The 12,341-nt window shown below is 66.8% G+C and carries 3 protein-coding genes; all 3 read left to right on the top strand.

The annotated features are described in order from the left end of the window. The first annotated feature begins 617 nt into the window (after window positions 1–617). Window positions 618–1,493 carry a TauD/TfdA family dioxygenase gene (locus ACFYY1_RS38020; protein WP_388593982.1) on the top strand — a complete coding sequence of 292 codons (876 nt, stop codon included), beginning with the start codon at window positions 618–620 and terminating at the stop codon, window positions 1,491–1,493. Between the two features lie 80 nt (window positions 1,494–1,573). Next, window positions 1,574–2,689, top strand: a complete 1,116-nt coding sequence (locus tag ACFYY1_RS38015; protein WP_388593979.1) for a glycine amidinotransferase — start codon at window positions 1,574–1,576, stop codon at window positions 2,687–2,689. A gap of 44 nt (window positions 2,690–2,733) precedes the next feature. Then, window positions 2,734–12,285, top strand: coding sequence for an amino acid adenylation domain-containing protein (locus ACFYY1_RS38010; protein WP_388593976.1), 9,552 nt, complete (start codon window positions 2,734–2,736; stop codon window positions 12,283–12,285). Window positions 12,286–12,341: the final 56 nt, after the last annotated feature.

The raw sequence follows: 12,341 nt of genomic DNA, 5'->3' as shown, positions 1-12,341 counted from the left end.
CATTGTGCGAGGCACCGCGTCCGCCGGCATGCGCTGTTCCATCAGGATTTACCGGACCCTTGGCGGTGGTGGTGGCACCGAATCCCCAAGGCATACATGAGGCGAATGGCAGTAAGGTAAGCGGTTACCTACAGCGCTGTCAACGACTTGGGTTCAGCGCTGCCCCGCAGAAAAATTTGTCACGATATGGGTAACTTGCCTCCTTTGGCTGTTTCATGATCAAGAGTGATGTCCCATGCAGCTATAGCGCATATTGAGCCCAGAATTCAGACGCGATCGCAGCTGCTATCCGGGCATCGAAGCTCTCAAATCGGATAATTGATCAATGTGGTGGCGGGGCCGTTGACTCGGCCGATGGCAACCGCTTACCGTCGGCGTGTCCGCTTCACCGTTCCACGAAGGGCACGCCGGGTGTCTTCGCAGACACTTCGAAACGGCGAAGCCCGATTCCAATCCGGAGTATCGGCAGAGCTTGCCGTGCTCTCCGCCCGCGATATGTGACATCGATGTCTTCGCTGTGCTGACTGTGGATTTGGGGATTGAAGATGAAGCCCTCAGAGGATCTGAATCCCCCAGGGGATCGCGGGCCTGTACTGCTGCGACCGCCCAGGGCGGGCGTGGACCCGTTCGAATGGCTTGAGGAAAACCGATCCGCAATCGACGATCTTGTCGTCACGCGTGGAGGTGTGATCCTGCGCGACCTCGGATTGAATGCGGTCTCTGAATTCAACCGAGCGGTCCGGACGTTTACTCCAGACCTTCTTGAATACGTTCACCGCTCCACTCCCCGGACCAAGGTGGGCGGCAAGCTCTACACCGCAACGGAATATCCGGCGGACAAGTCTATACCTCTGCACAACGAGAACTCCTATACGGACTCGTGGCCCAGCCGGATATATTTCTACTGTGCGGTGGCCGCCGGTCAGGGGGGAGAGACCCCTACTGCGGACAGCCGCCGCGTGTACCAGCGGATCGACCCGGCGGTGCGGGAGAAGTTCGAACGCACGGGTGTCCGCTACGTCAGAAACTTCACCGACGGCATCGACCTGAGCTGGCAAGAAGTATTCCAGACAGCTGACCGGGCGGAAGTGGAAGCCTACTGCGAGGCGCACGGAATCGAATTCGAATGGCGGTCCGACGGGCCTGTCCTGAGCACCCGTCAGCACTGCCAGGCGTTCCTGCGCCACCCCCGAACCGGAGACATGGTCTGGTTCAACCAGGCGCATCTCTTCCATATATCCGCCCTGGCGGAGAGCGAACGGGGATCGCTCGTCAGTGAGCTGGGGATCGAGAACGTACCTCGGAACGCGTTCTACGGGAATGGCGATCCGATTGAACCCGAGGTGCTGACACATATTCGCGACGTGTACGAGAAGGAAAAGATGGTTGTCCCCTGGCGTCGGGGAGACATCATGATCCTGGACAACCTCCTGCTCGCACACGGCCGCAACCCGTATCAAGGAGACCGTAAGACCGTCGTTGCCATGAGCTGATGCGCCGGGGCCGGCCGGTGACTCGACCGAGGGTTCAGATCTTTTTCAGTGTCCAGCGCACATCAACGAAGGGATCCAATGTGTCTGCTGACAGCTCCGAATGTTCCGCGCAGCCGGTGGTCAATTCGTACAACGGATGGGACCCGCTCGAAGAAGTGATCGTCGGAAGCGTCGCGAATTCGGCGAGCATGGGGTTCGAACCCGCTCTGCGCCCATATTTCCCGAACCCGGCACAGCAGGATTTCAAGGCGGCCCGGCGCAGCGATGCGGAGATCGAGGCGGCAACCGGTCAACTCGACAATCTCGCCAAGGTGCTCGAAAGCGAGAACGTCGTGGTGCGCCGGCCCACTCCGGTGGACTTCATGACCGAGGTGAAGACGCCCTCGTTCCAGGTGAGCAGCCAGAACACGAGTGCGTGCCCGCGGGACGTTCTGCTTGTCGTCGGTGACGAGATCATCGAGGCGCCCATGGCCATGCGGAGCCGCTTCTTCGAGTACCTGCCCTACCGGAAACTGGTCCGGGAATACTTCAGGCAGGGTGCCAGGTGGACGGCGGCCCCCAAGCCGAGCATGGCTGACGAGATGTATGTTCAGGATTTCTCGATCGCTGATGGCCCGTTCGACGCGGACGAACACCCGTCTCTGACCGGTCTGGAGCCCTCCTTCGACGCCGCGAGTTTCATCCGGATGGGGAAGGACATCTTCTACCAGCCGGACATCGTGACCAATGATTTTGGTGCACAGTGGCTTGCCAGGCATCTCGGGCCGGAATACCGACTCCACCGGGTCCGTTTCCGTGACCCGCACCCCCAGCACATCGACGCGACGATGGTGCCGCTGCGTCCCGGTCTGATCATGTTCAACCCGGAACGTCCTCCGGTCGGCGACACGATCGCGTTCTTCGAGGAGAACGGCTGGCGGGTGGTCGCCGCGGAGCCTTCGGTGCGGGGCAGCTTCTACCGAACCCCGGAGATCAGCAACTGGATCTCCATGAACGTCTTCAACGTGAACGAGGAGACGATCATCTGTGAGGAGCGGGAGAAGCCGATGATCGAGCTCTTCAAGTCGCTCGGGTTCCGGGTGATCGCCATTCCATTCGCCAACGTCTATCACTTCGGTGGCAGCTTCCACTGCTGCACGGTCGATATTCGACGTGCGGGCGATCGCAAGTCGTATTTCCCGGCGCTGGATTCCTGACTCGCCCGCAGACCGTTCCCTCCCACCGTTGAGGAAACCTGTACATGTGCCCTTCGTACGATGAATCCGCCCGGACCGCGGGGACCACGGTGCACCACCTCTTCGAGGAGCAGGTGAGGGAACAGCCTGCGGCCGTCGCCATGAGCTGCGGCGATGTGGAACTGACCTATCAGGAGGTCGACGACCGGGCGAACGCACTGGCCCGCGTCCTGAGGCATGCGCATGCGGTGGGTCCTGAGTCCTTGGTGATGCTGTGCCTGGACCGCAGCCCGTACGTCCTCGTCAGCATGCTCGCGGTCCTGAAGGCGGGCGGCGCCTACGTCCCGGTCTCCCCGGACAGCCCGAACGACCGGATCGCGCTTCTCATGACGGAGACCGCCTGCCCGGTGGTGCTGACGGACGGCATCCACCAGGCGCGTCTGGCGGACGTCGTCCGGACCACCGTCCCGGGCGATGTCCAGGTCCTCACCGTGGACGAGGAGCTCCTCACCCGGCCGCCGCTTCCGTCGGACGGGCCGGCGCAGTGGGCACCCGCCACAGCGGACCAACTCGCGTACGTCATTTTCACCTCGGGCACGAGCGGCCGGCCCAAGGGCGTGATGGTCGAGCACCGATCAGTCGTCAACTACGTCAGGAACGTCGGCGCACACCTGGGTCTGTCCGCCGCCGACACCTGTGACTACTCGACCCCCATCAGCTTCGACCTGACGGTGACAACGACCCTTGCCTGTCTCGCGCTGGGCGGCCGGGTCGCCGTCCACGACCAGCCGGTCCAGGACGTCGATGCCTACAAGGAGTTCCTGACCAGCAACGACGTCACGTTCGTCAAACTCACACCCGGCTACTTCGCGCTGATCGCGGACGGGCTGCACAGGACCCGGGTCCGGACCGTCGTCCTGGGCGGGGAGAAGCTGCAACCGGCGGTCCTGGAGAGGATCCGTACCCGGCCTGGGCAGGACCTGACGGTGTACGACGAGTACGGCCCGACCGAGGCGACCGTGGGGACATGCGCGGGAGTGGTCCACCCCTTGCCGGCCGGCGAGGTCCCGAACATCGGCCGCCCCTACGACAACTGCCAGGGTCACGTTCTGCGGCCCGACGGCCGGCCGGCGCGAGTCGGCGAGCTGGGGGAGTTGTTCATCGGTGGGGCCGGCGTGGCCCGGGGCTATCTGAACCAGCCGGAACTCACCGCCGACCGGTTCCATGAGAACCCGCTCCCGGCGGAGGAAGATCACGGCGTCCCCGCCGCCACCGGCCGCGGTGACCGGCTGTACCGGACGGGCGACCTCGTACGCCGGCTTCCCGGCGGTGACTTCGAGTACGTCGGCCGCAATGACGACCAGGTCAAGGTCCGGGGATTCCGTATAGAGCTCGGTGAGATCGAGCATGCGATCCAGGCCCACGGTGACGTGGAGCAGGCAGTCGTCGTCGCTTGCGCCGTCGGGGACGAACAGAGGTCGCGTGCGCTGGTCGCCCACGTGGTGGCCGGTGAGTTCGGCTGTTCGGAGCAGGAACTGGCGCAGTACCTCAAGGGCATACTGCCGCCCTACATGGTGCCTGCCGCGTATGTGTTTCTCGACGCCCTTCCGCTGACTCCGCACGGCAAGGTGGATCGCAACGCGCTGCCCGAACCGGAGCAGTTCAGGCGGGAGACACGGGTGAGCCCGCGTACCGACCTCGAACGTGAGGTCTGCGGGATCTGGTCCGAGCTGCTCGGCCGCGACGGAGCACCGGTCGGGATCACCGACGACTTCTTCAAACTGGGCGGTGACAGCATCGTCGCCATCCAGCTGCTCAGCCGGCTGCGCCGAAGGTTCGGTGTCCACCTCCGGGTCAACGACGTACTCGGTCACACCACCGTCGAGTCCCTCTGCACACTGCTGGCACGCGAGCTGGGCGACGGTGCCCGGACCGACGGCGAAGTGGTGAGCGAGCCGTCGGCGCCGGAGGGCGAGATCCCGCTCCTGCCGATCCAGAAGTGGTTCTTCGACCGGGAGTTCGCGCGTCCGGACCACTGGAACCAGGCGTTCCTCGTGGCGACCCCGCGTCTGGCACCCGACCGGCTCCGACAGGCCGTGCACGAGCTCGGGAATCGGCATGGCGCGTTCCGCCTCAGATACCGGTACGGACCCGACGGCGAGCCCACGCAGTACTACACGGACAGCTTCCGGCCCACCGACCTGGTCACGGCGTCGGCCGCCGGGAACGAAGACCTCCAGGAGCTCCTCACCGCGTGGCAGAGCGACTTCGACCTGCGCAGTGGCCCGGTCTACCGCGTCGGCTACATCGACGGGTTCCCGGACGGCAGCGCCCGGGTGTTCGTCGCCTGCCATCATCTGATCGTCGACGCCGTGGGCTGGCGCGTCCTCACCGAGGAGCTGGAGGCGCTCTACCACGGCCGTGCTCTGCTGCCGCTCGGCAGCGGCTACGGGCAGTGGAGCGCGGCCGTCCAGCAGTACGCGGACGGGCAGGCAGCCGAACGGGAATACTGGCAGCAGGCGGTCGAGGGAATCGGCCGGAAGGGCGACAAGGTCCTGCGTGGCCTTGTGATCAGCGAGGACACGCGGACGGTGTCGGAGCTGACGCTGGACCAGAACACCAGTCGTCGGCTGCTGCGGGAGAGCCACCACACCTACCGCACCCAGATCAACGACCTTCTTCTCACCGCGTTCTCGCACGCCCTTCGCGATCTCACCGGCGAGGCGACCCACCACATTCTCCTGGAGGGGCACGGCCGCGAGGAGATCGGCCCGCAGCTGGACGTGTCCCGCACGCTCGGCTGGTTCACCACGATGTTCCCCGTGCGGCTGTGCGCGGGGCCGGACCACCTCGCCGACCTGCGGGCCATCAAGGAGGCGCTGCGCGCGATCCCGGCGAAGGGTGTCGGATACGGCGCTCTGTACGGGTACGACGACAGCCGGCTGCCGCGTATCAACTTCAACTATCTCGGGCAGCTCGACAACGACGAGGCGACGAGCCCGGAGACCCGCTGGCGGATCACCCGCGAGCGCGTGGGCGCCGCCGTACACCCGGACAACCACGACGGCAACATCATGACGGTCAACGGCTGGGTCGTCGACGGCCGGCTCACCTTCTCCATCGTCAACAAGCTCGGGCAGGAGGTGGGCGACCACTTCGCCGACCGGTTCGAGCAGTCGCTGATCGGGCTCGTCGAGGCGCTGTCGGGTGCGGGGCGGACGTACCTCACACCGTCCGACGTGAACCACGTGATCTCCTCGGAGTACCTCGACGTGCTCCAGGCCGATCGCGAGATCGACGGGGTCTTCCTGGCCAACAGCCTGCAACAGGGCTTCATCTACCACGCCGTCACACAGGACGGGACCGACGACGCCTACAACGTCCAGATGGTGTGGAGCTACGACACCGAGATCGATCCGCGGCTCCTGCACGAGGCGTGGCTGGGCGCACAGCGCAAGTACCCGAGCCTGCGGCTGCGCTTCGGATGGCAGGACGAACTGGTCCAGGTCATCGACGCGAAGGGTGTTGTGGACTGGCGCTCCCACGATCTGAGCCACGAGTCCCCCGACGGCCGGGCCGAAGCCCTGCGTGGGATACGGGAAGCGGACCGGGCCGAGCCCTACGGCCTCGACGGCGGCTCGCTGTTCCGGATCCACCTGGTGCGGCTCGGGGACGGGCACTACACCTGCCTGTTCAGCCATCACCACGCGATCCTGGACGGCTGGAGCATCACCGTCCTGTTGGGCTTCGTGCACGACAGCTACCAGGCACTGCTCGCCGGAACCCCGGTGGACGCCACCCCCGATCGTGGCTACGGGGCCGCACAGCGATACCTCCAGGAGCACCACCGGGACCACGTCGGGTACTGGCGTGAGTACCTCTCCGGCTACGAGGACCGGATGGATCTGCGGGGACTGCTGAGCTCCGCGGCGCGGGCGGCCGGTGTGCGGACCGACGAGGTCCGGCGGGTCGAGGACAGGCGCGAGACCTCTCTCACCGTGTCCGGGGAACTGCTCGGCGAAGTACGCCGGCTGGCACAGGGCGCGGGGATCACATCGAACGCGCTCTTCCTCACCCTGTGGCACAAGGTGCTGGCCTGCTACGGCGGATCGCGGCAGACGACAACCGGCGTCGTCGTCTCCGGCCGGAATATCCCGGCCAACGACATCGAGCGTACGGTCGGACTGCTGATCAACACCCTGCCGCTGGTGGTGACGGCCGGTGCTCCGGATGAGCTGATCGTGGACACCCTCCACGACGTGCAGAGCCGCATCAACGAGCTGAACGCCCGGAGCACGGTGAACCTGGCCGCGCTGCACGAGGGTTCCAACCGGCTGTTCGACTCGCTCTTCATCTATGAGAACTGGCCCAGGATCAGCCCCGGCGGCTGGCAGAGGGCGCTACGGGTGCGCAAGGAGGGCGAGTACGAGAAATTCGACTACCCGCTCTCCGTGGTCGTCTCCGACACGCCCGACAGCATCGGGATCCGTCTGGTGTACGCCGCCGAGCTGTTCGACGCGGAACCCGTCGAGGGGATGCTGCGGATCCTGGGCAACCTGCTGGACGCAGTGGTCGCGGACGCCCGCCGGCCCTGGCGGGAGATCCAGCCGCTGACCGAGGAAGAGCGCGCGGCGGTCACCGGCCTTCTCGGCCCGCCGGTCGCGGAGCCCCCCGTCGCGGGCACCTTCCTCGACCGCTTCGAGACACAGGCCGGACTACGGGCGCGGCACACCGCCGTGAACTGCGAGGGCGAGAGTCTCACCTACCAGTGCCTCAACGAACGTGCCAACCGGCTCGCGCACCTGCTGGTCCGGACACACGGCCTGGAGCCACAGGAGCCGGTCGTCGTCTGCATGAACAAGGGCATCGACCTCCTGGTCTCGATCCTCGCCGTGCTCAAGGCACGTGGCGCGTACGTGCTGCTGGACCCGAGCTATCTGGACGAGCGGATCGCCTACGTCCTGAAGGACACCAGGGCGAGGGTGGTCCTCACCGCGCACCGCGACACGGCCCGCCTGGCCGGCCTCGGCGAGCTGCACCGGACCCTGTCGGTTCTCGCACCGGATTCCCCCGGGACGGCCGCCGCGCTCGCGGCTTCGGAGCCCGCCGACCCCGTGGCGCGCGCCGCCGCCGACGACCTGATGTACATCCTCTACACCTCCGGCACCACAGGTGACCCCAAGGGAGTCATGGTCGAGCACGGGTCGTTCGACCTGCTCGTCTCCCAGACGGGCGCGCAGTACTTCGCGGACAGGGAAACGGTCAGCACCTGCAGCATCACCAATCACGTATTCGACATCTTCGGCCTCGAATACGGTCTGCCGCTGAGCACCGGCGGCACCGTCGATCTCGCGGTCGGGATCCCGGACACCCTGAACTGCGCGCCCTACGACTTCGTACAGGTGACGCCCACGGTGTGCGATGTGCTGCTGGACCGTCTGACGGACACCGACGGCACGCTGCTGCTCGTGGGCGGTGAGAAAATGGACCCGGAACTCCTCGACCGGGTGATGGCGGCCTCGCTGGACCTCGTCCACGTCTACGGTCCGACGGAGACGACGATCTGGTCCACGTCCTGGTTCTACGGGCACGCGCAGCCGCGCGACGGGCTGCCGGTCAACCTCGGTAGGCCGTTCGGCGGTGAGACCGTCCACGTCCTGGACGAATTCCGGCGGACGCTGCCCGTGGGCGCGATCGGTGAACTCCACATCGGCGGCGGGGGACTGGCCCGTGGCTACCTGCGCAAGGACGACCTCACCTCCGAGCGGTTCGTGACCGCGCCGTCGGCCACCGAGGGAGCAGGTGCCCCCTCAAGGCTCTATCGCACGGGCGACCTCGTGCGGCTCCTCCCGGACGGAGTGCTGGAGTTCGTCGGGCGCAACGACGCCCAGGTCAAGATCTACGGACACCGGATCGAGCTCGGCGAGATCGAGGCGGCCCTGCTCCGTCTTCCCGGGATCCGGCAGGCCGTTGTCGTCGTCAGGGACATCGGCCGCACGGTACTCGTCGGCTATTACGTCGCCGATCACGCCCCGGACGCCGACGAGCTGACCGGCCACCTCCGGCGGACGCTGCCCGCGCACATGGTGCCGGCCGCATGCATACGCATCGACGCACTGCCGCGCACCATCAGCGGCAAGGTGGACCGCGCGGCCCTGCCCGAGCCGGATTTCGTCCCCGCGCGGGAGCCCGCACCGCCCCGCTCGCGGCTCGAAGCCGATCTGTGCCAGGCCATCGCCCGACTGCTCGGGCTGCACACGGACGAGGTCGGCATCGACGACGACTTCTTCGAACTCGGCGGCAACAGCATCCTGTCCATCCAGCTCGTCTCGGCGCTGCGCCGCGAACTCGGCCTCCAGGTGGCCGTCGCGCACCTCCTGAAGAACCGTACGGTCAGGAGATTCGTGGCCGGTCTTGAGCTCCGGCGCTCCCGGCCGGCCGAGGTCACGCCCGCGGTGTTCGACCGGCCGGAGGACCAGCTGCTGTCCTTCGCGCAGGAGCGTCTCTGGTTCATCGAGAAGTTCGAGCGCGGCACCCATGCCTACAACGTGTCACTCGTCCTGGGCGTGGCCGACGACGTGGACGGCGACACCCTGCTGTCCGCCGTGCGCGTGGTGGTCGAACGCCACGAGACCCTGAGGACCCTCATCAAGGAGACCCCGGACGGCGTCGGGTACCAGCTCGTGCGGGACATGGCCGATGTGCCGCCGGCCTCCGTCGTGCGCGTCCCCGGCCACGAAGCCTTCCGCGAGGAGCTGAGAGGAGACGTGCACCGGGTCTTCGACCTGGTGGACGAGGGCCCGCTGCACGTGCGGCTCTACGAGGTGGAGCGGCCCGCGGCCCGCTATCTGACGTTCGTGATCCACCACATCGCGTTCGACGGCTGGTCGACCGATGTGCTCCTGGAGGACCTGACGTCGGCTTACGCCCTGCTGGAACAGGTTCCGCCGGGGGCCGCTCCCACCGGCCCGCTGCCCACCCCGGAGCTGAGCTACAAGGACTTCGCCGCCTGGCAGCGGCAGTACCTCACCGACGAACGGGTCGACGGACTCATCCGGTTCTGGGAGGGAAAGCTCCTCGACCGCACCGGCCTCGATCTCGTTCCGGACCACCCGCGACCGGACAGCATCGACTATCGAGGCGACGACATCTACCTCACCGTCGACGCTGAGGTGTCGCGCGGGCTCCGAAAGCTGGCGCAGGAGCTGCACGTCAGCCTCTTCAGCCTGCTGATGGGCGCCCACCACCTGGCCCTGCGCTCCTTCAGCGACCAGGACGACATCGTCGTCGGTGTGCCGGTCGCGAACCGGGACCACCCCAAGCTGGAGAGCCTCGTCGGCTTCTTCGTCAACACCCTGCCCCTGCGGGTGCGCATCGACCCGACAGCGACGGTCGCCGATCACATCGAGGCGACCTCGCGCGAGGTCATGGACCTGCTCCTGCACCAGGAACTGCCCTTCGAGCGGCTTCTGACGGCGCTGGACGTCCCGAGGGACACGAGCCGCCACCCGATCTTCCAAGTGCTGTTCAGCGTGCAGAGTTTCGGCCATCCCGCGCAGGGACGGGGCGTACGGCAGAGCCGGATCCTGCGGACGACGGCGGAGAGCCGAGACGTGTACAAGGTCGCGAAGTTCGATCTCAGTACCTACGTCGACGACTCGGGCGAAGAGCTCGAAGTCGATGTCAACTACGCCACGAGTCTGTTCGACCGGGCGACGGTCGAGAGTTTCGGCGAGACCTACGTGCACCTTCTGCGGCAGATCGCGGACCTCGCCGGGGACGAACCGGCGCGGCGCCGGCTCTCGATCGCGAACCTGACGTATCCGGACGGGGCCCGGCAACGCCACGTGGTGGAGAACCGGAGCTCCCCTCAGCGACGGTACGACGGCAGCGCCGTCCGGCACGGGGCGTTCGAGCACCGTGCCCGTCGGAACCCGGACGTGCCGGCCGCGCAGCCGACGGCCGCGGCGGCGCTTCTTGCCTCCGAGCTCTGCGGGGACGGCGGGTTCATCGCTCCCCGGAACGACGCGGAGGCGGAGGCCCGGACCATCATGGCCGACATCCTGGCCATGGCGCCCGACAGGATCAGCGTGCACGACGACTTCTTCGGGCTGGGCGGAAACAGCCTGCTGTCGATCAAACTGGCCGGCCGCCTGACCGCCGCATGGGACATCGACATCAGCATCGCCTCGATCTTCCGGCACCGCTCGGTCGCCGGTCTGGTGGAGAGCCTCGCCACCATGGCCGCCAAGCCCGTGCCGATCGAGTCGATCCCGCGCTCGGACGAGTCGCGGCAGCCGCTCTCGTTCGCACAGGAACGGCTGTGGTTCATCGACCAGTACGAGCAGGGGACGGACGCGTACAACGTCCATCTTCGCTACGAGGTCCTGCCGGGCGTGGACGTGGAGCTGCTGGAACGCGGCTTCCGTGCCGTCCACGAACGGCACGAGGTGCTCAGGACGGTCATCCGGAAGACCTCGGGGGCCGAGCCCCACCAGGTCGTACTGGACCACCACCAGGTTCCGCTCGTCATCCGGAACGTCGCCGTCACCGACGAGGACGATCTGGCCGCCGGTTTCAGGGCGGAGGCCACCCACCATTTCGACCTCGGTGAGGACGCGCCGTTCCGGATCACCTTCTTCCGGCAGGGCGAGGGCAGCGCATCACGGGTGTTCGTGAGCGTTCTGGTCCATCACATCGCTTTCGACGGCTGGTCGGCCGATCTCCTGCTCCAGGAACTGGCGGCGTTCCACCACTGCTTCAGCCGGCTGGAAGCGGGCGCGCAGGCCACGCCGGACGTGCCGGAACTGACGGTCCAGTACCGTGATTTCGCGGTCTGGGAGCGCCGCCGGCTCAAGGGCGACCGCCTCGAAGAGCTGCTGGCCTACTGGCGGAGCCACCTGGCAGGAAGGCCGCCGCTGGAGCTGCCCACCGACCGGCCGCGGCCCGAGAAGTGGGACTACCGCGGCGGGCAGGTCGTCATCGAGCTGGACGAGGAGACCACGCAGGCGCTGCGGCGGCTGGCGCGGGAGATGGGCGTCGGCCTGTTCAGCGTGCTGCTCGCCGCCTACTGCCTGTTGCTCCAGGCGTTCGCCAACCGTGACGACCTCGTCGTCGGCATTCCGGCGTTCAATCGGAACCACTGGCAGACGCGCGACCTCATCGGCTACTTCGTCAACTCGCTCGCGCTCGACCTGGACATCGACCGCGAGGACGAGGTGGAGACGCTGATCAGGAAGGTCTCGGCTCGCCTGCTCGAAGCGCAGGAACACCAGGAACTGCCGATCGAGCAGCTGGTCGGTCATCTGAACCTGCCGCCCGACCCCGGCCGCCACCCGCTCTTCCAGGTCTGGTTCGACGTGAACGCCTTCGGGGAGGTGGCCGCGGACCGGCCGCCGAACCGGGTTCTCCGGCGCACGGACGATCACCACGGACCCGAACTCGGCGCGGAGGCGGACCCGGCTGCCAAATTCGACCTCGGCCTGGTGGTCAATGACGGCGGTCAGCAGCTCGTCTGCACCTTCGGCTATGCCACGAGCATGTTCGAGCGGACCACCGTGAGCAGGCTCGCGGCCACGTACCGCGCCATCCTCGACCAATTCGCAGAGGGGAACTGACGTGCCGCACCCGGCATGGCCCGAGACCACCACCGTGGCCGGGCAGAGCGATCCGT

The sequence above is a fragment of the Streptomyces sp. NPDC001890 genome (assembly GCF_042891445.1).
In the GTDB taxonomy this organism is placed as follows: domain Bacteria; phylum Actinomycetota; class Actinomycetes; order Streptomycetales; family Streptomycetaceae; genus Streptomyces.
The sequence above is the reverse complement of the archived record's forward strand: the minus strand, read 5'-3'. Positions and strand labels throughout refer to the sequence as shown.